General features: G+C 75.7%; 25 protein-coding genes. 8 read left to right on the top strand and 17 right to left on the bottom strand.

Annotation, left to right across the window (positions count from 1 at the left end):
- The first annotated feature begins 11 nt into the window (after nucleotides 1-11).
- The 3 genes from H7X46_RS13545 to H7X46_RS13555 are packed head-to-tail and all read left to right on the top strand — an operon-like array spanning nucleotide 12 to nucleotide 3,061.
- Nucleotides 12-902, top strand: coding sequence for a PAC2 family protein (locus H7X46_RS13545; RefSeq protein WP_186359745.1), 891 nt, complete (start codon nucleotides 12-14; stop codon nucleotides 900-902).
- Between the two features lie 19 nt (nucleotides 903-921).
- On the top strand, nucleotides 922-2,043 hold the full coding sequence (locus H7X46_RS13550; protein WP_370588752.1) for an MFS transporter: 1,122 nt from the start codon (nucleotides 922-924) through the stop codon (nucleotides 2,041-2,043).
- Between the two features lie 52 nt (nucleotides 2,044-2,095).
- Entirely contained in the window at nucleotides 2,096-3,061 is a 966-nt protein-coding gene (locus H7X46_RS13555; RefSeq protein ID WP_222131301.1) for a zinc-binding dehydrogenase, read from the top strand.
- 48 nt (nucleotides 3,062-3,109) lie between these two features.
- Here H7X46_RS13555 and mshC read toward each other — a convergent pair whose 3' ends face one another.
- The 3 genes from mshC to H7X46_RS13570 all read right to left on the bottom strand — a co-directional run bounded on the left by mshC (nucleotide 3,110) and on the right by H7X46_RS13570 (nucleotide 6,385).
- Nucleotides 3,110-4,348: a cysteine--1-D-myo-inosityl 2-amino-2-deoxy-alpha-D-glucopyranoside ligase gene (gene mshC, locus H7X46_RS13560; protein ID WP_186359746.1), complete on the bottom strand. Its 1,239-nt coding sequence runs from the start codon at nucleotides 4,346-4,348 to the stop codon at nucleotides 3,110-3,112.
- Between the two features lie 157 nt (nucleotides 4,349-4,505).
- Nucleotides 4,506-5,645, bottom strand: a complete 1,140-nt coding sequence (locus H7X46_RS13565; RefSeq protein ID WP_186358512.1) for an IS30 family transposase — start codon at nucleotides 5,643-5,645, stop codon at nucleotides 4,506-4,508.
- A 278-nt stretch (nucleotides 5,646-5,923) separates the two neighbouring features.
- Nucleotides 5,924-6,385 carry a MarR family winged helix-turn-helix transcriptional regulator gene (locus H7X46_RS13570; RefSeq protein ID WP_186359747.1) on the bottom strand — a complete coding sequence of 154 codons (462 nt, stop codon included), beginning with the start codon at nucleotides 6,383-6,385 and terminating at the stop codon, nucleotides 5,924-5,926.
- Between the two features lie 74 nt (nucleotides 6,386-6,459).
- On the opposite strand from H7X46_RS13570, the gene H7X46_RS13575 reads away from it, so the two are divergent.
- The 3 genes from H7X46_RS13575 (at nucleotide 6,460) to H7X46_RS13585 (ending at nucleotide 8,606) form a co-directional block, all read left to right on the top strand.
- Nucleotides 6,460-7,125 (top strand): DUF4386 domain-containing protein, encoded by a 666-nt coding sequence (locus H7X46_RS13575; RefSeq protein ID WP_186359748.1) that lies wholly within the window; start codon nucleotides 6,460-6,462, stop codon nucleotides 7,123-7,125.
- The gene (locus tag H7X46_RS13580) at nucleotides 7,122-7,937 is read left to right on the top strand and encodes an LLM class flavin-dependent oxidoreductase (protein ID WP_186359749.1); all 816 of its coding nucleotides are present in this window, start codon (nucleotides 7,122-7,124) and stop codon (nucleotides 7,935-7,937) included. The genes H7X46_RS13575 and H7X46_RS13580 overlap by 4 nt, the downstream gene beginning before the upstream one ends.
- An 84-nt stretch (nucleotides 7,938-8,021) precedes the next feature.
- Entirely contained in the window at nucleotides 8,022-8,606 is a 585-nt protein-coding gene (locus tag H7X46_RS13585; protein WP_186359750.1) for a dihydrofolate reductase family protein, read from the top strand.
- A gap of 18 nt (nucleotides 8,607-8,624) precedes the next feature.
- On the opposite strand, the gene H7X46_RS13590 is transcribed toward H7X46_RS13585, so the two are convergent.
- The 3 genes from H7X46_RS13590 to H7X46_RS13600 are packed head-to-tail and all read right to left on the bottom strand — an operon-like array spanning nucleotide 8,625 to nucleotide 10,788.
- Entirely contained in the window at nucleotides 8,625-9,629 is a 1,005-nt protein-coding gene (locus tag H7X46_RS13590; RefSeq protein WP_370588753.1) for an RNA polymerase subunit sigma-70, read from the bottom strand.
- Nucleotides 9,626-9,811 (bottom strand): hypothetical protein, encoded by a 186-nt coding sequence (locus tag H7X46_RS13595; RefSeq protein WP_186359752.1) that lies wholly within the window; start codon nucleotides 9,809-9,811, stop codon nucleotides 9,626-9,628. The genes H7X46_RS13590 and H7X46_RS13595 overlap by 4 nt, the downstream gene beginning before the upstream one ends.
- Nucleotides 9,808-10,788 (bottom strand): bile acid:sodium symporter family protein, encoded by a 981-nt coding sequence (locus H7X46_RS13600; protein WP_370589070.1) that lies wholly within the window; start codon nucleotides 10,786-10,788, stop codon nucleotides 9,808-9,810. Before H7X46_RS13600 ends, H7X46_RS13595 begins: the two co-directional genes overlap by 4 nt.
- 86 nt (nucleotides 10,789-10,874) lie before the next feature.
- Here H7X46_RS13600 and H7X46_RS13605 point away from each other — a divergent pair, with 86 nt between their 5' ends.
- Nucleotides 10,875-11,732 (top strand): LysR family transcriptional regulator, encoded by an 858-nt coding sequence (locus H7X46_RS13605; protein WP_370588754.1) that lies wholly within the window; start codon nucleotides 10,875-10,877, stop codon nucleotides 11,730-11,732.
- A gap of 1 nt (nucleotide 11,733) precedes the next feature.
- On the opposite strand, the gene H7X46_RS13610 is transcribed toward H7X46_RS13605, so the two are convergent.
- Together H7X46_RS13610 and H7X46_RS13615 are read right to left on the bottom strand one after the other, a co-directional pair.
- A complete protein-coding gene (locus H7X46_RS13610) occupies nucleotides 11,734-12,132 on the bottom strand; it encodes a hypothetical protein (RefSeq protein ID WP_186359755.1) in 399 nt (132 codons plus the stop codon).
- A 59-nt stretch (nucleotides 12,133-12,191) separates the two neighbouring features.
- Nucleotides 12,192-12,542, bottom strand: a complete 351-nt coding sequence (locus H7X46_RS13615; RefSeq protein ID WP_186359756.1) for a DUF3140 domain-containing protein — start codon at nucleotides 12,540-12,542, stop codon at nucleotides 12,192-12,194.
- 77 nt (nucleotides 12,543-12,619) lie between these two features.
- On the opposite strand from H7X46_RS13615, the gene H7X46_RS13620 reads away from it, so the two are divergent.
- Complete coding sequence (locus H7X46_RS13620; protein ID WP_186359757.1) at nucleotides 12,620-13,489, top strand: NAD(P)H-binding protein; 870 nt, start codon at nucleotides 12,620-12,622, stop codon at nucleotides 13,487-13,489.
- 831 nt (nucleotides 13,490-14,320) lie between these two features.
- Here the strand turns inward: H7X46_RS13620 and H7X46_RS13625 are convergent.
- The 9 genes from H7X46_RS13625 to H7X46_RS30650 all read right to left on the bottom strand — a co-directional run bounded on the left by H7X46_RS13625 (nucleotide 14,321) and on the right by H7X46_RS30650 (nucleotide 24,965).
- On the bottom strand, nucleotides 14,321-16,279 hold the full coding sequence (locus H7X46_RS13625) for a VWA domain-containing protein (RefSeq protein ID WP_186359758.1): 1,959 nt from the start codon (nucleotides 16,277-16,279) through the stop codon (nucleotides 14,321-14,323).
- Complete coding sequence (locus H7X46_RS13630) at nucleotides 16,272-17,666, bottom strand: ATP-binding protein (protein ID WP_186359759.1); 1,395 nt, start codon at nucleotides 17,664-17,666, stop codon at nucleotides 16,272-16,274. Before H7X46_RS13630 ends, H7X46_RS13625 begins: the two co-directional genes overlap by 8 nt.
- Before the next feature lie 40 nt (nucleotides 17,667-17,706).
- The gene (locus tag H7X46_RS13635; protein ID WP_186359760.1) at nucleotides 17,707-18,492 is read right to left on the bottom strand and encodes a hypothetical protein; all 786 of its coding nucleotides are present in this window, start codon (nucleotides 18,490-18,492) and stop codon (nucleotides 17,707-17,709) included.
- 20 nt (nucleotides 18,493-18,512) lie between these two features.
- On the bottom strand, nucleotides 18,513-19,889 hold the full coding sequence (locus H7X46_RS13640; RefSeq protein WP_186359761.1) for a glutamine synthetase family protein: 1,377 nt from the start codon (nucleotides 19,887-19,889) through the stop codon (nucleotides 18,513-18,515).
- 29 nt (nucleotides 19,890-19,918) lie between these two features.
- Nucleotides 19,919-20,824, bottom strand: coding sequence for a M56 family metallopeptidase (locus H7X46_RS13645; protein WP_186359762.1), 906 nt, complete (start codon nucleotides 20,822-20,824; stop codon nucleotides 19,919-19,921).
- Between the two features lie 70 nt (nucleotides 20,825-20,894).
- Complete coding sequence (locus H7X46_RS13650; protein WP_010229669.1) at nucleotides 20,895-21,236, bottom strand: BlaI/MecI/CopY family transcriptional regulator; 342 nt, start codon at nucleotides 21,234-21,236, stop codon at nucleotides 20,895-20,897.
- A 48-nt stretch (nucleotides 21,237-21,284) separates the two neighbouring features.
- The gene (locus H7X46_RS13655) at nucleotides 21,285-21,779 is read right to left on the bottom strand and encodes a L,D-transpeptidase (protein WP_186359763.1); all 495 of its coding nucleotides are present in this window, start codon (nucleotides 21,777-21,779) and stop codon (nucleotides 21,285-21,287) included.
- A gap of 70 nt (nucleotides 21,780-21,849) precedes the next feature.
- Nucleotides 21,850-22,590 (bottom strand): enoyl-CoA hydratase, encoded by a 741-nt coding sequence (locus H7X46_RS13660; RefSeq protein WP_186359764.1) that lies wholly within the window; start codon nucleotides 22,588-22,590, stop codon nucleotides 21,850-21,852.
- Nucleotides 22,587-24,965, bottom strand: coding sequence for an FUSC family protein (locus tag H7X46_RS30650; RefSeq protein ID WP_186359765.1), 2,379 nt, complete (start codon nucleotides 24,963-24,965; stop codon nucleotides 22,587-22,589). The genes H7X46_RS13660 and H7X46_RS30650 overlap by 4 nt, the downstream gene beginning before the upstream one ends.
- Nucleotides 24,966-24,978: the final 13 nt, after the last annotated feature.

The following is a 24,978-nucleotide window of genomic DNA, read 5'->3' on the forward strand; positions in this document are numbered from 1 at the left end:
AGTCTGGAGCGATGACCGACCGAGAGCCGAGCACCACGGGCGGCGGCGACGTCCCCACCCTCGTCGAGCCGGTCCTCATCGCCGCGTTCGAGGGCTGGAACGACGCCGGGGAGGCCGCGAGCACCGCGCTGGAGCACCTGGAGCTCAGCTGGGACGCCGAGCCGTTGACCTCGATCGACCCCGAGGAATACTACGACTTCCAGGTCACGCGGCCGCACGTGAAGCTCGCCGGCGGGGTGACCCGCCGGATCGAGTGGCAGACCACCCGGCTGTCGTGGGCGGCGCTGCCCGGGACCGGCCGGCACGTCGTCCTGGTGAACGGCATCGAACCGAACCTGCGGTGGCGGTCGTTCTGTGGCGAACTTCTCGGTCACGCCGAGCGGCTGGGCGTGACGAAGGTCATCACGTTGGGTGCGTTGCTCACCGAGGTGCCGCACACTCGCCCCACCCCCGTGAACGGCACCTCGTGGGACGCCGAGTCGCTCAAGGAGATGGGCACCGAGCCGGCCAGCTACGAGGGACCCACCGGCATCGTCGCGGTGTTCCAGCAGGCCTGCGTGCAGGCCGGGCTGCCCGCGGTGTCGTACTGGGCCGAGGTGCCGCACTACGTGTCGCAGACCCAGGTCCCGAAGGCGGCCGTCGCGCTGCTGCACCGGATCGAGGAGGCGCTCGACGTCGAGGTGCCGCTCGGGGCGCTCCCGGAGAAGGCCGAGGAGTGGGAGCGGACGGTCTCGGAGATGGCCGACGCCGACGACGAGGTGCGCGAGTACGTGCGCCAGCTCGAGGAGCAGGCCTCCGAGTCCGACGCCGAGGGCACTCGCAGCCAGCTGCGGGAGACCTCGGGGGACACGATCGCGGCCGACTTCGAGCGCTACCTGCGCCGTCGCGGCCCGAACTCCTGACGCCCCGGTACCGCGCGCCGTGATCCGCCGGGGTGCGCTGTTCGCCGGTGCCTTCCTCGGGCCGTTCGGCGGGGGGATGACCGCCGCGATGCTGCCGGAGCTGGGCACCGGCTTCGGCGTGCCCACGGCGACCGCGTCGGTCTCGCTGACCGCCTACCTGCTGCCGTTCGCGGCGGTGATGCTGGTCTCCGGCACGCTCGGTGAGCGGTGGGGTCGGGCGCGGACCGTCGTCGCCGGGTACGCCGTCTACGTCGTCGCGTCGCTGGCCTGCGTGCTGGCCGCGTCCTGGGCGGTGTTCCTCGCCGGGCGCGCCCTGCAGGGCGTCGCGAACGCGTTCACCACTCCCCTGCTGCTCGCCGCGCTGGCCGCCTCGGTGGAACCGGACCGGCTGGGCCGCGCGCTGGGCTGGTTCGGGTCGCTGCAGGCGGCCGGGCAGACGTCGGCTCCGCTGGTCGGCGGGCTGGCCGCGGAGGTCGACTGGCGGCTGTCGTTCGCCGGGGCGGCCGCCGTGGCACTGCTCCTCGGGGTGATCGGCATCCCGGGCGGGGCGGCCCCGGCGCGCACCGGCGGTCCCCCGCGGCTGCGGTCGGCCTGGACCGGGCCGGTGCTGCGGCTCGGCGTCGTCGCCGCGCTGGGCTGGGGCTGCCTGTCCGGGCTGAACTTCCTGCTCGCGCTGCGGCTGGAGGAGGTCTTCGGGCTGGGCGCGGGCGAGCGCGGGCTGGTGCTGACCGCGCTCGGTCTCGCCGGGATCCTCACCGCTCGGCTGATCGGCGGGGCGGTCGACCGGCTCGGGGCGCGGTGGTGCGTGCTCGTGGGCGCAGCCGGTGGCGGGGTGCTCGTCGCGCTGATCGGGGTCGTGCCGGTGCTGGGGCCGGTCGTCGGGTTCTGGGCGCTGGGCGGGGTGTGCAGCCAGCTGGTCCTGGTGGGGGTGAACGCGCTGGTCCTGGGCTCGGGCGGGCCCAACAGCGGCGGCGCGGTGTCGGTGGTGCAGGCGGTGCGGTTCGGGGGGACGGCGGCGGCCCCGGTGGCGCTGACCCCCGTCTACCACGCCGATCCGCTGGCCGCGTTCCTCGTGCCGGCCGGGTTGCTGGTCGCGGGGGTGCCCGCGGTGCTGGCGGTGGACGCCGGCCGGCGCGCTTGACCTCGACCGGCGTTCAGGTCGGACCCTCGTCGGGTACGGGAGGTGTCGGGCGATGCAGGCGATCGTGGTGGACCGGTTCGGCGGGCCCGAGGTGCTCGTGCTCCGGGACGTGGCCGACCCGGTCCCGGGGGACGGCGAGGTGCTCGTCGAGGTGGCCGCCGCCGGCGTGTCGCGGGTCGACACCGCCGTCCGGCGCGGTCAGGGGCCGCCGCACCTCGCCGCCGCCCCGCCGTACGTGCCGGGCGGCGCCGTCACCGGGACGGTCGCCGGGATCGGCACCGGGGTGGACCCGGCGCTGCGCGGCCGCCGGGTCGCGGCCCGGGCCGCAGGCGGCGGGTACGCCGAGCGGGTCGTGGTGCCGGCGTCCGAGCTGGTCACCGTCCCGGACGGGGTCGGTTCCGGTGCCGCGGCGGCGCTGCTCGACGACGGGGCCACCGCGCTCGGACTGCTGGAACGCACCCCCGTGCGGCGCGGCGAGCACGTGCTGGTGCTGCCGGCCGGGTGCGGGCCGGGGAGCCTGCTCGTGCAGCTGGTGGCATCGGCGGGTGGACGGGTGATCGGCGCCGTCCGCGGCGCGGACCGCCACGACCGGGTCCGCGCGCTGGGCGCGGAGCACGTCGTCGACCACGCCCGGCCCGGCTGGGTGGCCGAGGTGCACGCGCTGGTGCCGCACGGCCCCGCGGTGGTGTTCGACGGCGTCGGCGGGACGGCCGGGCGGGCGGCGGCCTGGTTGGTCGCCGACGGCGGCCGGTACAGCTCGTTCGGCACCGCGGGCGGCCCGGCACCGGAGCTGGGGCCGTGCGAGGAGCGGTCCCGGCGGCTCACGACGGTCGGGCCGGCTCAGCTCGCCGACCTGGGCGCCGAGGTGCCCCGGCGGGCCCGCGAGGTGCTCGCGCTGGCGGCCGCCGGGCAGTTGCGCCCCCTGGTCGGTGCCGAGTACCCGCTGGCCGACGCCGCCCGCGCACACGCCGACCTGGAGCGGGGCCGCACGGCCGGCACGGTCGTGCTGCGGCCGTGACCGGCGCCGGGCGGGCGTCCCGCAGGCCGGGGCCGGGCGTCGAACGGCTCAGAGCTGGACGCCCAGCAGGGCGTCCAGGGCGGTGCGGGCCAGCCGTGGGGCGTCCGCGTCGGTGCCGCGGCGGGTCAGCGCCTCGTCGGCCCACGCGTCCACCGCGGCCAGGGCACCGGGGGTGTCCAGGTCGTCGGCCAGGTGCGTGCGCAGCTTCGTCACCAGGGCGGCGGCGTCCGGGCCGGCGTCGAGCCCCACGGCCTCCCGCCAGCGGGCGACCCGCTTCTCCCCCAGCGCGTGCACCTCGTCGGTCCACGACCGGTCGGCGCGGTAGTGCCCGTCGAGCAGCGCGACCCGGATGACGTTCGGGTCCACGCCCGAGCCCCGCAGCTTGGACACGAAGACCAGGTTGCCCTTGGACTTCGACATCTTCTCGCCGTCGAGCCCGATCATCCCGGTGTGCACGTAGTGCCGGGCGAACGGGTGCTCCCCGGTCAGCGACTCGGTGTGCAGCGCCCCGCACTCGTGGTGCGGGAAGATCAGGTCGGAGCCGCCGCCGTTGACGTCGATCTGCGGGCCGAGCCGGTTCAGCCCGATCGCGGCACACTCGACGTGCCAGCCCGGGCGCCCGCGGCCCAGCCCGGACTCCCAGGACGGCTCGCCGGGGCGCGCCATCCGCCACAGCAGCGGGTCGAGCCGGTTGCGCTTGCCGGGCCGGTCCGGGTCACCGCCGCGCTCCCGGGAGAACTGCAGCATGGTGTCGAGGTCGTAGTTCGACTCGTAGCCGAAGTGCCCGGTCGCGGTGACGTCGTGGTAGACGTCCGGGTACTCGGCGTCGTCGATCCGGTACGCCGCACCGGCGGCCACCAGCTTCTCGACCAGCTCGGCGATCTCCGGGATCGCCTCGACCGCGCCCACGAACTGCCGGGGCGGCAGCACCCGCAGCGCCTCCATGTCCTCCCGGAACAGCGCCGTCTCGCGCAGGCCCAGCACCACCCAGTCGTCCTGGTCGCGCTCGGCGCGCTCCAGCAGCGGCTCGTCGATGTCGGTGACGTTCTGGACGTAGTGCACGTCGTGCCCCAGGTCCCGCCAGAGCCGGTTCACCAGGTCGAACGCCAGGTAGGTGGCCGCGTGGCCGAGGTGCGTCGCGTCGTAGGGGGTGATCCCGCACACGTACATCGTGGCGACCGGGCCCGGCGCCGTGGGTCGTACCCGACCGGTGGCGGTGTCGTGCAGCCGCAGCGGCGGTCCGCTGCCGTCCAGTGCGGGGACGTCGGTCGGGGCCCAGGTGTCCATGCGGTCAAACCTACCTATTCCTCGGAAGCGCTCACGCAGCCGAACGCGCGGGGCCGGTCGCGGATTCCGCGCGGTGCATCCCGCCGGGCCTCTGCCACGTCGCACTGCTTGCGAATCCCGCCGAGATGCAGCTGAGCGCGAATTGTGGATCCTGGGCTCAAGGGGTGGTCGCAACATCCGGTGGGACGGGTCGTGAGAGTAGCCGGGCCATGGCCTCGGCGGGGCTGTCCCAGCCGAGTGTCTTGCGGGGACGGGCGTTGAGCTCGGCGGCGACGGCGGCGAGGTGTTCGGCGGAGTGTCGGGACAGGTCGGTTCCCTTCGGGAAGTACTGGCGCAGCAGCCCGTTGGTGTTCTCGTTGCTGCCGCGCTGCCAGGGACTGTGCGGGTCACAGAAGTAGATCGGCAGGCCGGTGGCGATGCTGATCTCGCCGTGGCGGGCCATCTCGATGCCCTGGTCCCAGGTCAACGACCGGCGCAACATTTCCGGCAGGGAGCAGATGGCGGGGATCATGGCGTCGCGCAGTTCCTCGGCGCCGTGGCGGCCGGGCAGGTGCAGTAGCAGCACGAACCGGGTGCTGCGTTCGACCAGGGTCCCGATCGCCGTCGCCCCGTCACCACCGATGATCAGGTCGCCTTCCCAGTGTCCGGGCACGGCGCGGTCGTCGGCCTCGGCCGGCCGCTCGGAGATCATGATCTTGTCGGGGATCCGGCGTTCCCGGCGTTGGTCGGGCAGCCGGCGGGGCCGGCGCAGTGCCCGGCCGGTGCGCAGGCAGCGGGTCAGTTCCCGGCGGAGTTCACCGCGGCCCTGGACGTAGAGTTCCTGGTAGATCGTCTCGTGGGACACCCACATCTCCGGCTGCTCGGGGTAGCTGCGCCGTAGTGTGCTGCTGATCTGTTCCGGGCTCCACCGCGCCTTCAACCCGGCCTTGACCTCGGCCAGCAGCGGCGGGTGGGTGAGTTTGCGGGGCTTGGGGCGCCGCGCTCGCTGTTCGGCCTTGGCCTGGGCCAGCGAGGGCCGGTAACGCAGCCGCTCGTGCTGGGGCTTGTCCCGGCCACGGTTGGTGCCCGGTACCGGGCCCGGCCGCCGACGCTGGCCGTCTGGTGCCGGTTCCCGCCGGGGGCGACCCCGGGCATGGTTGCGGGCCAGCTCCCGGCCGACCGTGGACCGGTGGCGTCCGATCTCGTGGGCGATCTTGGCGCGGGACCACCCCTTCGACCAGCCATCCGCGATCTCTTCGCGTTCGGCCAGCGACAGGTAACGGCCCGCAGGCGGACCGTCGAGATCATCCGGGATCATCCCGCCAGACTGCGCGACCCACCCGCGGGCACCGGTCGGTGACACGCCGACCGCGGCGGCCGCTTCCTCGAGCGTCGCTCCGCCGAGCCGAGCCAGCCAGAACGCCCGCACACGATCACGGGGCAACCGCGGAGGACCAGACACCACAACACCTCATCTACAAGCAGTGTTGCGACCGCTCCTTGAATCCGCCGATCTTCGCCGACGCTCCCCTGTATCTCGGCGGGAGTGGTCCGGACACGGACTTTCCGGCCGCGGGTCGCCGCTGCACGATCCGGTCAGACCCGCTTGTAGCCCGGGTGCACCCCCGGGGTGAGCCCCTGCCGCTCGGCGATCCGGGTGAGCAGGGCGTGCAGCGTGTCCCGCTCGGCCCCGTCCAGCGCGGCCAGCAGCTCGTCCTCGTGGGCGCGGCCGGCCGCCGCGACCCGGCCGAGCATCTCCTCCCCCGCCGCCGTGAGGTGCAACGCGTGCAGCCTGCGGTCGTCGGGGTTGCGGCGGCGCTCGAGCAGCCCGCGGTCGGCGAGCCCGTCGACCAGGGAGACGAGCCGGCTGGCCGGCATGCCGAGGTGCCCGGACAGGGCCTGCTGGGAGCGCCCCGGCTCGGTCGCGACGGCGCGGAGCAGCCCGGCCTGCGGCGGCGTGAGATCCAGCTCCGCGATCCGCTCGCCGAACCGGGCCGCGGCATGCGCACCGAGCTGGGCCAGCAGGAACGCCGAGCCGGCCCGCGGAATCGTGGTCATGGCCGAACCGTATCACTTGACAAACGGTGTAGACAGAGAATCATTCAGAACTGTAACGATATGTGGAGGTAACGATGTCCGTCACCGTCGACGTCCGGAGCGGGCCGCCGCTCGCGGTCCCCGCGATCGCCCTCGCCGTCCTCACCGCCGGTGGGGCCCTGCTCGGCGGGTCGGGGCCCCGCCCGGACAGCACGCCCGCGGCCGTGCTCGCGTACGACCAGGCCAACCCCGGCATGCTCGGGCTCGGCGCGGCCCTGCTGCTCGGGTCGGCGTTCCCGCTGCTCGTCTACGCGGCCACGGCCGTCCGGCGGATCGAGCGGCTCGGCGTCACCGCCCCCGGCCCGCTCATGGGGTTCGCCGGCGCCGTCCTCGCCGCGGCCGCGCTGGTGGTCAGCGCGCTCGCGTCGTGGACGGCCGCGCAGACCGCGCCGCTCGGCGACGCCGTCCTCGCCCGGACACTGACCTGGGTCTGGTTCGGCGCGGGCGGGGTCGGGTTCGTGGCCCCGTTCGGGCTGCTGCTGCTCGGGCTGGCCGTGCCCGCCCTGATCGGGCGGCTCGTCCCCCGGTGGCTGGCCGGCGCCGGCATCGCGGTCGGCGTCCTCGCCCTGCTCAGCACGTTCGCCCTGGCCACCGACCTGCTCTACCCGCTGCTCCCGGTCGGGCGGTTCGGCGGTCTGCTGGTGCTGCTGGCGTTCGCCGTGGCGCTGCCCGGTGCCCGGGACGCCGGGGCCGACCGATGAGCCGGCCGTTCCGGTTCGGCGTCATCGCCGCGGCGTACGGGCCCGGTGATGCCTGGCTCGCCCGTGCCCGGCGGGTCGCCGAGCTCGGCTACTCGACCCTGCTGACCCCGGACAACCTGCACACCCACGCGCCGCTGCCCGCGCTCGCGGTCGCCGCGGCCGCGGTCCCGGGACTGCGGGTGTGCCCGTTCGTGCTCGCCGTACCGCTGCGGACGCCGCGGGCCACGGCCTGGGAGGCGCACTCGCTGAGCGTGCTCACCGGCGGGCGGTTCGAGCTGGGCATCGGCACCGGGCGGCCGGAGGCCCGGCGCGAGGCGGAGGCGCTCGGCCTGCCGTGGGGCTCCGCGGCGGAGCGGCTGGCCGGGGTGCGGGCCGCGGTCGCGGCCCTGCGCGAGCGCGACGGCGAGGGGCCGCACACCCCGGTCGTCATGGCGGCGGCCGGGCCGAACGCGCTGGCGGCCGCGGCCGAGGACGCCGACACCGTCTTCCTCGCCGCCCGCCTCACCGCCGGTCGCGACGAGCTCGCGCGGATGGCCGGGATGCTGCGGTCGGCCGGCCGGGACCCGGAGGTCGGGATGAACCTGTTCGTCGTCGGCGACGACGTCCAACCGGACGCGGTCCGCTGGGCCGGCCCGGAGGCGGCCGAGGCGCTGCGCGACCCGGACACCGTCGCCCGGCTGCGCGGGACGCCCGCCGAGATGGCCGCGGAGCTGTGCCGGCGCCGCGACGAGCTCGGGATCAGCTACCTCGCCGTCCCGGAGACCTTCGCCGAGGCCGTGGCCCCGGTCGTCGCACGGCTGGCCGGGCGGTGAACCGGGCCGGTCGATGACGACCGATGACGTTTCCGCGCCTCCCTCGTCAGTACATGCGAGATCGACTCACGGGAGGCAGGCACGATGCGGAAACTGACCTTCGGCATGAATGTGACCCTGGACGGCTACATCGCCGCGCCCCGCGACGACCTCGGCTGGAGTGGGGGTGAGGGACCGGACTCGTCGTCGGGCGACGAGCTGTTCCGATGGTGGTCCGACCGGGTGGCGGCGACGGACCTGGCGCTGTACGGGCGCAAGCTCTGGGAGACGATGAGTTCCCACTGGCCGACCGCCGACCAGCAGCCCGGCGCCACACCGGCGGAGGTCGAGTTCGCCCGCCGCTGGCGGGACATGCCGAAGGTGGTGTTCTCCTCGACGATCGACACGGTCGGCTGGAACACCCGCCTGGTCACCGGCGACGCGGTCGCCGAGATCACCCGGCTCAAGGCCGAGGACGCCGGCCCGATGGACATCGCCGGCGCGACGCTCGCCGGGGCGGCCATGCGGGCCGGGCTGATCGACGAGTACGCCCTGGCCACCTACCCGGTCCTGGTGGGCGGCGGCACGCCGTTCTTCACCGCCCTGGACAGCTGGGTGAACCTGAACCTCGTCGAGACGCGGACGTTTCCCGGCGGCGTCGTGCTGACCCGGTACGAGACGAGGCGATGAGCGCGTTCAGCGGTGCGATCACAGCGAGGCGGGCAGGCCCAGCCATGGCTTGTCGGTGGCGTCGAACCCGGTGAGCTCGGCGATCTTCCCGTCGACGACGTGCAGGAGCGCGACGGCGAACAGCCGGTACTCCGGGTCGTCGGGGGTGCGGAGGTACAGCGCGGCGGCCGGCATGCGGTTGATCGTCGTGGTGATGCCGCGCCAGTCGTCGTGGCCGTGCCGGAACAGCCCGCCGGAGACCCAGCCGTCCACCGCGTCCTCGGCGGTCACGGTCACGGTGCCCGGTTCGGGCAGCATCGTGAAGCGCAGGTCGTCGCGCAGCAGGGACGTCAGGCGGGAGAGGTCGTTGCGCTCGTGGGCGTCGATGTACGCCGTCACCACGGCGCGCTCGTCGTCCGAGAGCTCGTGGGTGGCAGGGCTCCGCCAGTCGAGGCGGCGGCCGGGCAGCTGCGCGCGCATCGTCACGCGCGCCCGCTGCAGCGCGCTGGTCACCGATGCGACGGTCAGCCCGAGGGCGTCGGCGGCCGTCGACGCCGGCCAGCCGAGGACGTCGCGCACGATGAACACCGCCCGCTGCCGCGGCGGCAGGTGCTGGACGGCGACGACGAACGCCAGCTCGATCGTCTCCCGCGCCACCACCGACTCCTGCGGGTCCTCCGGGAGCATCCGGTCCGGGTAGGGCTGCAGGTGGTGCACCTCCGAGCCCGCACCCGGCAGCCCGGCGGGCACGGGGGTGCGGTCGTTGCGCTTCTCCAGGAAGTCGAGGCAGGCGTTCGTCGCGATCCGGTACAGCCAGGTCCGCAGCGCCGCGCGACCCTGGAACGACTCCCGCTTGTTCCATGCCCGCAGGAACGTCTCCTGCGTCATGTCCTGGGCGTCCTCGTAGTTCGCGAGCATCCGGTAGCAGTGCACCTGCAGCTCCCGCCGGTGGCGCTCCGTGAGCAGGGCGAACCGCGCCGCGTCGTCCGGGCCGGCCGCCGCCGTGAACGTGGCCTCGTCGGCCGGCCCCACGGGTCCGGTCACCACCAGTCGGCGTCGAGCTTGGACTCGATGTCGCGGACGTGCCGGCGGGCGCAGTCGGGACACATCCAGCCCTCCCGGCCGCGCTCGTCCCGGTCGGTCACCCACCCCGCCATGCACGCCGCCCCGGGCTCGGCCGGGCGGGGCGTGCCGCAGAGCCGGCAGGTCGGCGTCGGTGCGGTCACACCTGAGATGGTGCTCCTGTCGTGGGCTGCGCGTCGAGCCGGCGGCGGCCGAGCCGGTTCGCGATCACCGCGCAGGCCATCAGCTGGATCTGGTGGAACAGCATCAGCGGCACCACGACCAGCGCCGCGGCCGGGCCGCCGAACAGCACGCCTGCGATGGGCAGCCCGCTGGCCAGCGACTTCTTGGACCCGCAGAACACGATCGCGATCCGGTCGGCGGTGCCGAAGCCCAGCAGCCGGGACCCCAGCGCCGTCAGCGCCAGCACCGCGACCAGCAGCAGCACGCAGACACCGGCCAGCACGGCCAGCGACACCGGGGTGAGCGCCCGCCAGGTCCCGGCGACGACGCCCTCGCCGAACGCCGCGTACACCACCAGCAGGATGGAGCCGCGGTCCACCAGCGCCAGGCGACCGCGGTGCCGGGCCACCCACCGGCCGATCAGCGGGCGGGCGGCCTGCCCGGCGAGGAAGGGCACCAGCAGCCGCAGCGCGATGTCGCCCAGGGTCGAGGGGTCGAACCCGCCGCTGGTGGCCAGCAGCAGGGCGGCGAGCAGCGGGGTCACGACGACGCCGAGGACGTTCGACACCGACGCCGCGACGATCGCGGCCGGCACGTTGCCGCGGGCGATCCCGGTGAACGCGATCGACGACTGCACGGTGGAGGGCAGGCAGCACAGGAACAGCACGCCCGCGGCCAGCGGCGCGGGCAGCAGCCACTCCGGCAGCAGCAACACCGTCGACCCGAGCAGCGGGAACAGCACGAACGTCGCGGCCAGCACCGTGCCGTGCAGCCGCCAGTTCCGCAGCCCGGAGAACGCCTCGGCCGCGGACAGCCGGGCGCCGTAGAGGAAGAACAGCAGCGCGATCGCGGCCGTGACCGCGACGTCCACCACCTCGACCGCGGCACCGCGGGCCGGGACGAGCGCGGCGACGCCGACGGTGAGCAGCAGCAGGACCAGGAACGGATCGGGACGCACGCGCACGGGCCCAGTGTCGGTCGTCCGATGGCCATCCGGAAACCGGTTCAGCACGCTGACTGTCATCACGAACTACGATGACGGTCGTGCTGGATCCGGTACTGCTGCGTTCGTTCACCGAGGTCGCGCGGGCGCGCAGCTTCACCCGGGCCGCGCACCGGCTGGGTCTCGGGCAGTCCACGGTCAGCCAGCACGTCCGCAAGCTGGAGGCGGTGGCCGGGCGGCCGCTGCTGGAACGCGACACGCACTCGGTGGCGCTCACCGCCGACGGCGAGGCGATGCAGGAGTTCGCCGCCACGATCCTCGACGCCGGTGACCGCGCGCTGGCGCACTTCCGGGTGTCGCGGATGCACGGCCGGGTCCGGTTCGGCGTCTCCGAGGACCTCGTGCTGACCCGGCTCCCGGCGATCCTCGCCGACTTCCGGCACCGGCACCCGCAGGTCGACCTGGAGCTGACCGTCGGCCTGGCCGACCACCTGGAACGGCGGCTGGCGCGCGGCGGGCTGGACCTGATGTTCGGCAAGCGCCTGCCCGGTGCGGGCGACGACGACCGGTTCGTGGTGCGCCGGGACCGGTTCGTCTGGGTCGGCGCGCCCGGGATCCGGCTCGGGCCGGCCGACCCGGTCCCGCTGCTCGCCTATCCCCCGCCGAGCCTGTCCCGCACCGCCGCCGTCGGCGCGCTGGAGGCGGCCGGTCGGCGCTGGCGGATGGCCTGCACCAGTGGCAGCCTGTCCGGGCTGCGGGCGGCCGCGCTCGCCGGGCTGGGCGTGCTCGCGCACGCCGGCACGCTCGTCCCCGAGGGGCTCGAGGAGATCCCGGCCCGGGCCGGGCTGCCGGACCTGGGCCCGGTCGAGGTCGTCCTGGCGCTCGGGCGGCGGCGCACCGAGCCGGCCGCGGCGCTGGCCCGCAGCATCCGTACCGCGGCAGCGGACCTGCGGCCGTAGCTCATGCCCGCGGCGCTGCCGGGCCGACGCCGGCCCGTGCCGCGCGCAGGACGAGCACCGTCCGGACCACGCCGAGCACCGGGCCCGCCGGCAGCGCGAAGCCGATCCAGTACGCCAGCTCGAACGGCAGCAGGAGCAGCGCCCCCACCACGCCGGACCGGCGCCGCCGCCACAACAGCACCCCGACGACCGCCTCGGCGACGGCGACGAGCAGGAAACCGGCGAGCAGCGGGACCGTGGTGGGGAGGCCGGCGTCCTCGAAGGGGCCGCGCCCGTAGGTCGGGTATCCGAAGAACGTCCACACCCCGCCCCCGCCGGCGGTGTGCGCGATCGCGACGACGTCGAGGAGCCCGAACCCGGCCGCGAGCACCCAGCACAGCACGGCCGCGGTCCGGAGCATGCCCCCTGCTCGTGGTGGACGCGCGGGCCGTTACTGCCGGGGCCGCTGGTCGGGGTGCCTCAGGCGCGCCGCTCGTCGGGCGCGGGTGCCAGCGGGTCGTGACCGATCCGCATGAGGTCCCGGCGCCACGCCGCCTCGCCGGCGACCGGTTCCAGGTCGTCGCGGCGGGCCTCGTGCACGTGCGCGACGACCGCCCGCATCGTCTCGGCGTCCTCGGCGGTGAGGTCGACCCGGCGTTTGCGGAGGATGTCGAGCACCTGCCGCCCCCGAGGGGCCGCCCGCTGCTGCGGGTCGGGCTCGCTGTCCTCCTGGGCGACGTCGGTGGCCAGCCACTGCTCCAGTTCACGGGCGGACATGTTCACCACGCGGTGGAACTCGTCCCACAGCGCGTCGTCGACGTGTTCGGCCATAGCCGGGGAGTACCCGGCCGGGCCGCGGACCACGCCGGCGAACGGGTTCTGTCGGGGGTCCGTGCGACGGTTCCGGCGTGCGGATCGTGGTGACGACACCGACCGGGAACGTCGGCGCGCGGGTGCTGCGCCTCCTCGTCCAGGCGGGGGTGCGCCCCGTCGCCCTGCTGCGGGAGCCCGCACGGCTGCCGCCGGACCTGTCCGGTCGGGTCGAGGCGGTCCGGGCCGACCAGACCGACCGCGACACCGTGCTCCGCGCGACCGCCGGCGCCGACCGGCTGTACTGGGTGAACCCGCCCGCACCGTCCGGCACCGACCCGCTCGCGCAGCACGCGGTGTGCGCCCGGGTGGTCGCCGATGCGGTGCGCGAGAACGGCATCGGCGCGACGGTCTTCCAGAGCAGCGCGGGTGCGGAGATGCGGCACGGGGCCGGGGACATCGACGGCCTGGCCGCGACCGAGGAGGCGCTCGACGCGACCGGGGCGCCGGTGCTGCACCTGCGCTGCGGCTACTTCATGACGAACCTGCGGATGTCGGCCGGTGACCTGGCGGGTGGCGTCCTCCCGACGCCGTGGCCGCTCGACCATCCGCTGCCCTGGGTCGCTCCGCGCGACATCGGGGACGTCGCGGCCGCCCGGCTGCTCGGCCCGCCGTGGCCCGGCCGGCTGGTGCAGGCGGTCCACGGCCCGGAGGACCTGACGTTCCGGCAGGTCGCCGAGGTGCTCGGCGAGGTCCGCGGGCAGGTGGTGCAGGCGGTGCACGTCCCGGACGCCGACTTCCGGGCCGCGCTGGCCGGGGCCGGGCTGACCCCGCCGGAGATCGACGCGATCGCCGGGATGGCCGCCGGGCTCAGCAACGGGTTCGTCCCCGAGCAGCCCCGGGACGCGGTGTCGACCACCCCGACGACGCTGCGGTCCTGGGCCGCCGAGCACCTGCGCGCGGGCTGACCGACCGCCCGGCCTCGGCACGGTCGCCCGGCACGGCGGCGTCCCCGCACGTTCTCGCCCCGGCGAGGGCCGGAAGGTGCGGGCCACCAGCGCTCCCGAGATCAAGATGCACGATCTCGCCCCGGCCCGGGCGCGAACGTGCGCCTCACCACCCCGGTCATCGAGATGCACGTTCCCGCCCCGCCGAGGGCCGGAACGTGCACGTCACCAACGCTCCCGAGATCGAGGCGCACGATCTCGCCCGGGCCGGGGCGCCAACGTCCACCTCGCCAGCGCTCCCGAGATCGAGGCGCACGTTCTCGCCCCGGCGCGGGCGCCAACGTGCAGATCACTCACACGTCGGCGTCGCCTCGCAGCCGAGACGCACGTTCCTTGCCCCGGTGAGACGGGAACGGGCACTTCACCGCCGCCTCGGTGATCGACACGCACGTTCTCGCCCCGTCGAGGGCCGGAACGTGCAGATCACCGGCACTCCCGCGATCGAGATGCACGTTCTCGTCCGGGCGTGGGCGCGAACGTGCACCTCACCACCCACCCGGACATCGACACGCACGATCCCGCCCCGGCGAGGGCGACAACGTGCACCTCACCAGTGCTCCCGAGATCGAGAGGCACGTTCTCGCCTGGGCCGGGGCGACAACGTGCACCTCGCCAGCGCTCCCGAGATCGAGGCGCACGATCTCGCCCGGGCCGGGGCGCCGACGTCCACCTCGCCAGCGCTCCCGAGATCGAGGCGCACGTTCCCGCCCCGGCCGGGGCGCCGGCGTGCAGCTCACCGACGCTCCGACGGTCGAGGCGCACGGGACGCACCCAGGAGCGCTGTGCCCCAGGTCAGCCCCGCCGTTTGCGCAGGTAGTCCGCCACCACCTCGGCGCCGAGCCCGTCCAGGTCGGGGTTCACCACCCGTCCCCCGGCCCGCCGGGCCAGCCGGTCCATGAACGCGGCCAGCCCCGGGTCGTCACCGAGCACGAAGAAGGTGAACCGGGCGTCCATCCCGATCAGCCGGTCGAGCCCGTCGACGGTCGCGCGGATCGTGTGCGGGCTGGGCGGGTAGTCGAAGTACGCCTCCCCGTCGCGTTCCAGGTGCGCGGTCGGCTCGCCGTCGGTCACCACCAGCACCACCGGGGTGGCGTCGGGTTGGCGGGCCAGCCGTTCCCGGGCCAGCAGCAGGGCGTGGTGCAGGTTCGTGCCCTGCATGTACACGCCCTCCATGCCGACGAGCTCGCCGAGCTCGACGGTCTGCGCGTGCCGGCCGAAGGTGACCAGCGACAGGTCGTCGCCCCGGAACCGGGTGGAGATCAGCTGGTGCAGTGCCAGCGCGGTGCGCTTCATCGGCACCCAGCGGCCCTCGGCGACCATCGACCAGGACGTGTCGACCAGCAGCGCCACCGCGGCCCGGGTGCGCTGCTCGGTCTCGACGACCTCGACGTCGGCCACATCGAGGACCCGGTCGTCGCCCCCCGCGCGGCGCAGCTGCGCGTTGAGCAGGGTGCGGGGCACCGACCACGCCTGGGTGTCGCCGAACTCCCAGGGCCGGGTCGCCCCGGTCGCCTCCCCGGCGGCTCCGGCCCGGCGGGTCTCGCGCTGGCCCTGCCGGGCGGCGACCCGGTCGGCGACGTCGCGCAGCACGGACTGGCCGAGCGTGCGCAACGCCTTGGGCGACAGCAGCAGCGACCCGTCCGGGGCGCGCCGGAACAGGTCCTGGCGGTGCAGCTCGCGTTCCAGCTCGGCGAGGGTGCGGGCGTCGGCGGCGGCCTCCGGGCCGAGCGCCTCGGCGAGGGCGTCGAGGTCGACGTCCTCCATCCGGGCGCCCGGATAGCTCTGGGAGAGCTGCTCGGCGAGCGTGTCGAGCCGGCCGAGCTCCTCCAGGACCCGGGTGGCCTCGCCGAGGCCCATCGGGTTGTCGCCGCGGAAGTTCCCGTCCCCGGTCCAGTCCTCGCCCGGGCGCAGGCCCTGCAGCTGGGCGTCGAGCCGGGCCAGCGACTGCGCGAGCCGCGGGTCGCCGAACGCCTGCTGCGCCAGCTCGGCGAGCTCGGCCCGCTGCTCGGGCGACATCGAGTTCAGCATCCGGCGGGCCGCCGCGGCACGGGCCGCGAGCGCGTCGACGAGCTCCCCGGTGTTCTGCGGGTTCTCCGGGAAGTGCTCGCCGTGGCGGCGCATGAACTCGGCGAACCGCTCGGTGGTGTCCTCCCCGCGGGCGTGGTGGTCCAGGAGGTCGTTGAGGTCGTCGAGCATCTCGTTGATCCGCTCGACGTCCTGCGGCGTCGCCCCTTCGAGCGCCTGCTTCATGCCCTGGAACCGCTGGTCGAGCAGCTCCCGGCCGAGCAGGTCGCGGATCTCCTCGTAGGCCTCGCGCGCGTCGGAGGACCGCCAGTCGTAGGAGCCCAGCTCGCGCACGGCGCCGCCGGTGTCCGACGGCAGCGCGTCCAGCTGCATCTCCCGGAACCGGGCGTCGTCGGACCCGTCGTTGCCGAGGGTCTCCCGTTCGGCGTCGAGCGCGCGCTGCAGCAGCTCCCGGACCTCCTGCAGGGTGCCGTCGATCCGGTTGTCGCGCTGCAGCTCGCGGCGCCGTTCCCAGATCCGGCGGGTCAGGTCGTCGAGCCCGCGCCGGCCGTCGATGCCGCGGCGCAGCAGCTCCTGCAGCGCCTGCCGCGGCGAGCTGCCCTCCATGACGTCGCGGCCGATCTCGTCCATCGCCGACCGGATGTCGTACGGCGGCGCGAGCGGGTCCGGGCCGCCGGTGTAGGGGCCGTACGCCCAGCGCCGGCCCCGGCGCCTGGGATCAGCCATAGGACACCGTGTCGCCGTCGTCGGTGGTGTCCTTGGCGAGCTTGCGGGTCAGGAACAGGTACTCGAGCGCCAGCTCGGCGGCCGATGCCATCGGGCCGGGATCCTCGGTCCCGGCCGCGCCCAGCTTCCCCGCGATCTCGGTGAGCGCGCCGACCTGCGGCAGCGCGGCGACGACGTCGCGGGCCGGGATCCGCTCGCCGGTCCGGACCGGCCGGGTCGACACCTCGACGGCCAGCTCGTCCAGGTCGATGCCGCGCAGCGCGAACCGCGCGGTGTCGGCCGTGGCCCGCCGCAGCAGGTGCTCGAGCACGTCGTCCTCGCGGCCCTCCTCGCCGGCGGCGAACTCGAGCTTGCCGCGCAGCACCGCCGGTACCGCCTCCAGGTCGACGGGGCGGGCGTAGGCCCGCTCCTCCCCGGTCAGCGCGGCCCGCCGCAGCGCCGCGGCGGCGACGGTCTCGGCGGCGGCGATCGCGAACCGGGCCGAGACCCCCGAGCCCTGGTCGATCGCCGACGAGTCCCGCAGGTGCCGGGTGAACCGGGCGACGACCTCCAGCAGGTGCCGCGGCACCTCGGCGGCCAGGGTGGCCTCCTGGGCGACGAGCGCGATCTCGGGTGCGAGCTCGAGCGGGTAGTGCGTGCGGACCTCGGCACCGAACCGGTCCTTGAGCGGGGTGATGATCCGCCCGCGGTTGGTGTAGTCCTCCGGGTTCGCGCTCGCGACCAGCAGCACGTCCAGCGGCAGCCGCAGCGTGTAGCCGCGGACCTGGATGTCGCGCTCCTCCATCACGTTGAGCAGCGCGACCTGGATGCGTTCGGCCAGGTCGGGCAGCTCGTTGATCGCGACGATCCCGCGGTGCGCCCGCGGGACCAGGCCGTAGTGGATGGTCTCCGGATCCCCCAGCGACCGCCCCTCGGCGACCCGGACCGGGTCGACGTCGCCGATGAGGTCGGCGACCGACGTGTCCGGGGTGGCGAGCTTCTCGGTGTAGCGGTGGGCGCGGTGCACCCAGGCGACGGGCAGGTCGTCGCCGAGCTCGGCGGCGCGCCGCACCGACGCCGGCGTGATCGGCTCGTAGGGGTGCTCGCCGATCTCCGAGCCCTCGATCACCGGGGTCCACTCGTCGAGCAGGTTGCCCAGCGAGCGCAGCACCCGGGTCTTGCCCTGGCCGCGCTCGCCGAGCAGGACGACGTCGTGGCCGGCGATCAGGGCCCGCTCCAGCTGCGGGATCACGGTGTCGGAGAACCCGACGACGCCGGGCCAGGGGTCACGGCCCGCGCGCAGGGCGGCCAGGAGGTTGTCGCGGATCTCTTGCTTCACGCCCCGCAGCTCGTGTCCGGACGCGCGGAGCGCGCCGACCGTGCGGGGAAGGTCAGGTGTGACGGGCACGATCTCCACGCTACGCCCGGCCGGCCCGGCCGGCCCCCGATCAGGCGGGGGTGCCGTTGTCCCACCATTCGCCCCGCAGACCGGCCGCCCGGACGGCGTCGGTGACCGGGCCGCGGTGCCCGTCGGCGGTCACGAGCACGATCCCGCCGGTGCCCCGGCGCCGCCGGGCCAGCGCCCGCGCCACCCGCGGCAGCGGCTGCCGGTGCCGGCCGCGGTCCCCGAGCTGCGGGTAGGTGTCGGCGACGGCCAGCAGCGTCCCGGCCGGGCCGTCCTCGCGCCCGTACAGCACGACGAAGTGCCCGGCCCGCCAGTCCGGGCCGGGCAGGCCGGCGTCGTCACCGGTCTCCAGGAACGCCTCCAGCGCGGCGGCCGGGGTGCCGGCCGCGACGAACCAGCCGGTCTCGACGTTGGCGACCGGGACGACCGGGGTCCCGGTCAGGCCGTCGAGCAGGACCCGCAGCCGGTCCGGGGTCCAGGTCCCGCTGGCCGGCACCGCGGCCAGCGCGCCGCCGGAGAGCTCCTCGACCGCCCGCCCCACCCCGGGCGCGGACGTGCCGGCGCGGTCCGGCGCGGCCGCACGGTCCACGCCTGACCAGGCGTCGGTCCGCGGCGGGGCGCCGGGCGGGCGGGTCGCGGCGAGGTCGTGCGGCCAGATCGTGGTGCCGGCGGCCCGCGCGAACGCGCCCAGCTCCGGGACCGGGCCCGCGGACAGGGTGGCGACCGCGAGCCGGGCCGCGAACGGCCCGCACATCTGGTCGGGCTGGGGCAGCGCCGCCGCGTGCGCGGCGAGCAGCTGGTCGATGCCGGTGAAGGGGACGAACGCCACGGCCGGTTCCTCCGGGACCGTCAGTACCGGAACCGGAACGCGGCCAGCACCTCATCCACCGGGCGGCCATCGGCGAACGCCGCGTCCGAGGCCCGGACCGCCCGGAACGCCGCCGCCACCTCCTCCCCCAGCACCGCGGTGATCCGCGGGTTCCCGTGCAGCGCGGCCGCCTGCTCCTCCGGGGTGGACGGCAGCGGGGCGATGCCGGCGGCCTCGCGCCGCGCGGCCGTCCAGGTGCCCGGGTCCTCCTGGACCGGGTCCGGCAGCGGCGGACGGTCGGCGAGCCCGCCCAGCCCGGCGCCGATCACCGCGGCCAGCGCCAGGTACGGGTTGGCCGACGCGTCGGACGCCTTGAGCTCGACGTTCGCGTGCGCGGGCCCGAGCAGCTCGGTGGCCGGGACCATCCGCAGCGCGGCCTCCCGGTTCTCCACCCCCCAGAACGCGTAGGCCCCGGCGAAGTACCCGGGCCGCCGCCGGTGCAGGGACGGCACGCTCGGTGCGGTCACCCCGGCGACCGCGGGCAGGTCCCGCAGCAGCCCGGCCAGCCACGCCGCGCCGTCGGCGCGCAGCCCGGCCGGGCCGTCACCGCCGGAGAGCAGGTTGACGCCGTCGCGGGCGACCGAGGTGTGCAGGTGCCAGCCGTTGCCGGCCGAGCCGGTCGACGGCAGCGGGGCGAAGCTGGCCCGGTAGCCGTGGGCGGCTGCGGCGGTGTGGACGGTCTGCCGGGCCAGCAGCTGCCGGTCGGCGGCGGTCAGCGGGTCGGACGGGCCGATGCTCAGCTCGAGCTGGGCGGGCCCGTACTCGGCGTGGAACTGCCCGACCGGCACCCCGTGGTCGCGCAGGTCGGCGAGCAGCCGGGGGACGAAGCCGCCCAGCCCGGCCAGCACGTTCGGGCCGTACACCGGGCCGGTGAACGCCGGGACCGGCGGGTCGGCGTCGTCGTCGCGGTACAGCGCGAACTCGATCTCGTAGCCGGCGCGGACCGTCAGCCCGGCCTCGCCCGCCGCCGCGACCTGGCGTTCGAGCACGCCGCGCTGGTCGTAGTGCCACGGCGTCCCGTCGGCGGCGACCAGGCGGCCGGGTGTCCAGGCCAGCCCGGGCCGGGTCGCCGGCGCGACGACGTCCTCCGGCAGACCGGCCGGGACCAGCCGGACGTCCCCGGACGGGGTGCGCAGGCCGGGCGCGTCGAACACGATCCCGTCCCGGGTGTCGAACACCGCGAACAGCGTGGTGACCCCGACCCCGCGCACGGCGGCCGCGGCCAGGCCCTCGACCGGCACCGTCCGCGAGCGCAGGACGCCGTTGTTGTCGGCCCAGCCGATCTGCACGCCGGTCACGCCCAGGTCGGCCAGCGCGCGGGCGCGTGCCTCGAACCCGGTCCCGTCGGGCTGCGTCATGGGCGGCAGCCTATCGGCGGAGCCCGGGCTCAGGGGGCCAGCAGCAGCCAGAGCGGCCCCACGACGAGCGCCGCCGCCACCACCCGGACCAGCACCCGCAGGGCGGCGGGCAGCGGCGGGGGCGGCGCGGTGACCCGGTCGATCCGGGCCTCCAGCGCGTCGGTGAACGACGACAGCGCCGCCGCGGGTGCCGACCCGCCCACGGCCTTCAGCGCGGTCGCCAGCTCGGTCGGGTCGCAGAGCTTGCGGGCGACGTCGTCGGCCCGCATCTCGATCAGCCGGGCGACGGCCAGCTGGGCGCACACCATGCCCCGCACGAACGGCGCCGTGGCCCCCCACGCGACGAACGGCAGCACCACCAGGTCGTGCCGTTCCCGCAGGTGGGCGCGCTCGTGCGCGAGCACGGCGACGACACCGGGGGTGTCCAGCGCGTCCAGCACCCCGGCCGACACGACCAGCCGCGAGCTGCGCCCCGGCAGGCAGTAGGCGACCGGCACCGGATGGTCGAGCACCCGGGTCCCGGACGCGAACGGCCAGGGTGTGGCGAGCACGTCGAGGAGGTCGCGGTGCCGGCGCCGGGCCCGCAGCGTCCGCGCCGTGGTGACCGCCAGCACCGACAGCAGCCGGATCAGCACGCCCAGCGCGATCAGCAGCGCGCCGACGTGCAGCGGGTCCATCCCCGCGGGCCACGCACCGGCCGCGACCGTCGCGGTGAACGCCGTCGCCGCGGCCGGCAGGCTGTCCCCCATCGGGGACAGGCCGTAGGACAGGCCGGCGCCGAACAGCGAGATCCCGCCGCCGAGCCCGACGGCCTGCCAGAGCAGCAGCGCCCCGACCGGGTCCCGGCCCGGCCACGCGGCGGCGGCGAGCACGCGACTGACCGGCTCGGCGAGTATCACGCCGAGCAGGCCGAGTCCCAGCGCGGTCAGCTCCATCGCCTCACATCGTGGCGGAACCGGAGGTGACGTACCGCACCGGGGCCCTGGCGAGCCTGCCGTGCCGGGGTCAGCCGAGGAGGTCGCGCAGCCGGGACCGCTCCTCGTCCGACATCGTGCCGAGGAACCGGGCCAGCGCGGCGCCGCGGTCGGACGCGTCGTCGAGGGCGTCGCTCATCAGCTCCGCCACGTGGTCCTCGCGGCTGGCGACCGGGCGGTAGTGGTGCGCGCGGCCGTCCCGGATGCGCTGCACCAGCTGCTTGCGCTCCAGCCGGCCGAGCACGGTGAGCACTGTGGTGGTGGCGAGGTCGCGGTCGGCGAGCTGGTCCTGCACCTCGCGCGCGGTCATGTCCCGGTCGGTCTCCCACAGGACGTTCATGACCGCCCGTTCCAGTTCCCCCAGACTCGTCACGCCGCCCATGGTACGCGAACCTTTCTACGGTGCGTAGAACGGGCCCGGTCAGTGCACCTGCACCTGGTCACCGACCTGCAGGGTGGTGAACCAGTGCCGCGCGTCGGCCTCGCCGAGCTTCACGCAGCCCGCGGACGGGGTGTCCATCGCACCCTGGTGGAACGCGACGCCGCCCTCGGCGAAGAACACCGAGTACGGCATCTGGGTGTAGCTCTCCCGGCTCGTCCACTGCTCGGCCTTCCACTGGACGGCGAACACCCCGCGCGGGGTGGGATCGGCGGCGTCCCCGGGCCGCATCGGCACCGGTCCGGCGACGACCCGGCCCTCGGCGAACAACCAGGTGCGCCGGGACGCCAGGTCGACGCAGGCGTGCGCCGACGTCGTGCACGGTGTGCCCGCGACAAGCGGGCCGCTCGCGACCGGCGGGGCGGTGTTCTCGGCCTGCGGGTCGGCCGGGTCGGCGACCGCGACACCCGCGGTGACCACGCCGGCCAGCGCCAGCACCCCGGCCAGCATCCCGATCCACCGGGTGCCTCGCTGCATCCGTCCCCGCCCTCCCGCCCGTCACCTGACCCGGACGGTAGCCGAACCCGATCTTGGTGTGGAGGCCGGGTCAGCGGCCGCGGAAGACCGGGACGCGCTTCTCCGCGCGGGCCGCCCGGCCCTCGGCGATGTCCTCGGCCCGCCAGCAGGCGGCGAACTCGGCCTGCAGGCCGGCCACGACGTCGTCACCGGTGTGCCCGCCCCGGCCGAACGCGTTCACGGTCCGCTTGTTGTAGGCCAGGGTCAGCGGCGCCATCGTCGCGATGTCCGCGGCCAGGGCCAGTGCCGCCGCACGGTCACCCAGGGTGTCGGCGAGCCCGCGGGCGTGCGCAGTGGTCGCGTCGACGGTCGCGCAGGCCAGCAGCAGGCTGCGGGCGGTGCCGCCGCCGGCGATCTGCACCAGCCGCTCGATCGTCCACGGGTCGACGGCGAGCCCGAGCCGCGCGGTGGGCAGCCCGAACACCGCCTCCGGTGCGGCGACCCGCAGGTCGCAGGCCAGCGCGAGCTGCAGGCCGGCCCCGATCGCCGGCCCGGTCACCGCCGCGACCACCGGCACCGGGAGGTCCGCGACCGCGTGCAGCGCGGTGTAGAGGGCGTCCAGGAAGTCCTCGCCGTACACCTCGCCGAAGTCGGCCCCGGAGCAGAAGGCCGGGCCGGCACCGGCCACGACGACGGCCCGGGCGCCGTCGGAGCGGACCTGCTCGGTCGCGGCGACCAGCTCCCGGCAGGTGGCGACGTCGAGGGCGTTGCGGCGTTCGGGGCGGTTCAGCTCGATCAGCCCGACGCCGTCGGCGGTGCTCACGGTGATCACCGGCGGAGCCTAACCCCGGCCGGGCCCGGCTCCTGCCGTGTGCTGCCGCACAGCTCCCGGGCCAGGCCGACGGCGAGCTGGTCGATCCGGCGCAGCAGCCGGGCCGCCGCCAGCCTGTGGACCCGGTCGCCGGGCGCCGGGGAGAACCAGCCCGCGGTGTCGGCCGGCCCGGTGACCGCGGGTAGCGCGCCGGCCACGGGGTCCGACGCGGGGTCGCCGGGCCGGCTCGCCGCGTCCGCCTCGGCGGCGTCGATGAGGTCCTCGGCCGGCACGATCCCGTAGTCGGCCGGTGTCGCGCCCGGCGGGTGCTCGCGGCGTTCCGGCGGGCCCCAGCCGTCGTCGAGGATCCGGCGGAGCCCGTCGACGTTGGCCCGCACCCGCGCCGTCGCCGGGTCCAGGGTGGGTGCCCACTCCGGCACGTGCGCGGTCACCGCCTGCGCGGCCAGCAGCCGGGTGTAGTGGTCGAGCGCGCCGACCACCCGCACCGTGTGGTGCACGCCGCGGCGTAGCGGGCGCCGGACGACCGGGTGCTCCAGCGGGCGGGCCCGCTCCCGGACGGTCGCGACCGCGGCGTCCACCTCGCGGGCCCGCTCCATCGGGTCGTCGGCGGGGCGGCCCAGCGCCCGGTCCACCGAGCAGCGCAGCGAGCCGTCCACCGCGGTCAGCGCGTCGTCGAGGGCCTCGGCGAACGCCGTCCGGGACCGGGTGGGCAGGATGACGTACGCGGCAAGCATGCCGAGCGCCCCGCCGGCGACGGTCTCCTCGACCCGCAGCAGCATCGTCTCCACGCTGAACTGGCCGATCATGCCGTAGAGCAGCGCGAGCACCGCGGTGAGCCAGAACGCCATCATCGCCTGCGAGATCCGCACCAGGTACAGCGCGAGGAACACGCAGGCGAACAGCAGCACCAGGCTGGCCACCGGGTGCCCGTCGACGAGCACCGCGAGCAGCATCCCGGCCACGACCCCGCCGGCGGTTCCGACCGCCCGCGCCCAGCCCCGGCTCAGGACGTCGCCGCGGCTCGCCGTCCCCGCGAACACGATGAACGCCGCGATCACCGCCCAGTACCAGCGCGCCGGCGAGGTCAGCTCCCCGACGACGATCGCCAGGCCGGTCGCGACGCCGACCTGGACCGCCTGCCGGGTGTGCAGCGCCGGCCCGTCCTGCCGGTCCTCGCCGGCCCGCTCCCCCGGCCCGTCGTCACCGGAGGTCGCGCCGGTGCCGGGAGGCGTCGCCTCCCCGTCGCGGTGCGCGGCGATCCGCCGCTGCGCCTCCTCGACCGTGGTCTGCATCGCGTCGGCCAGCCGCACGACGGCGAAGCCGATCCGCTGGGCCCGCGCGTCCGGGCCCGACCCGCCCCGCCGGTCCACGAGGCCGGCGACCGCGTCCCGCGCGGACCGGTAGAGGCTCGCCGCCATCGGTCGCGGCGTGCCGACGGCCGTGGCCGCGGCCAGCGCACGGACACCGTCCCGCAGCGCGGCGAGGTCGGCGTCCGGGACGGCGTCGCGGTGCTCGGCCGACCGGCGCACCAACATGGCGAGCCGCTCCGCGGCGAGCTCGGAGTCGACGATCCACTGCCGCAGCCCGGCGATCTCGGTCTCCGCCCGGTCGGGGCCGCCCGGCCGGGCGCCGCCGGGCAGGTAGGTGGGGCGGGTCGCAGGGTCGTCGTCGGCCTCGTCGAGCCGGTCCGCGACCAGCAGCGCCGTCTCGTTCAGCCGGGCCTGCGCGCGCCGCAGCAGCTCGAGGCCGGCCTCGGACGGCGGGGCGTCGAGCACCTCGGACGCGGCGAGCAGCACCGCGTGCAGCCGGGCCTCGAACGCCCGCACCAGCGCCTCGAGCACGGTCTCGAGCCGCCGGACGAACACCAGGCAGCGCAGCACGAACGTGCTCCCGATCCCGATCACCGCGCCGGCCAGCAGGTGGGGTACCTCGGCCGTGCCGAGCTGGAGGAACTGCACGAGGAAGTACGGCATCACCGCGGCCATGCCGAGCGCCGTCCCGCGCGGGCCGAACCGGCGCACCGCCACCGCCCCGCTCATGACCAGCACGAACCCGGCGGCGGCGGCGATCCGGTGCCCGGACAGCACCGCGCTGAGCGTCAGCGCCGCGGCGGCGGGCAGCAGCATCAGGGCCGTGGTGACCCGGCGGCGCGAGATGTGCTGCTCGTTGACCGCCAGGTTGCTGACCATGGCGAGCACGACGGCGACCATCACGATCGTGACCGGCCGGCCGGTGACCATGCGCAGGACGGTCGCCAGCACCGCGGCGACGATCATCGACGCGGTCGCCACCGAGGCTAGGTGCAGCCGGGTGCGCCCGGGGTCCACGGTCGCCGCCCGGGACCGGAGCTCGGCCCACCGGTTCGCGCCGTTCACGGGCCCGAGTCTG

The organism is Pseudonocardia sp. C8, assembly GCF_014267175.1.
GTDB lineage: Bacteria > Actinomycetota > Actinomycetes > Mycobacteriales > Pseudonocardiaceae > Pseudonocardia.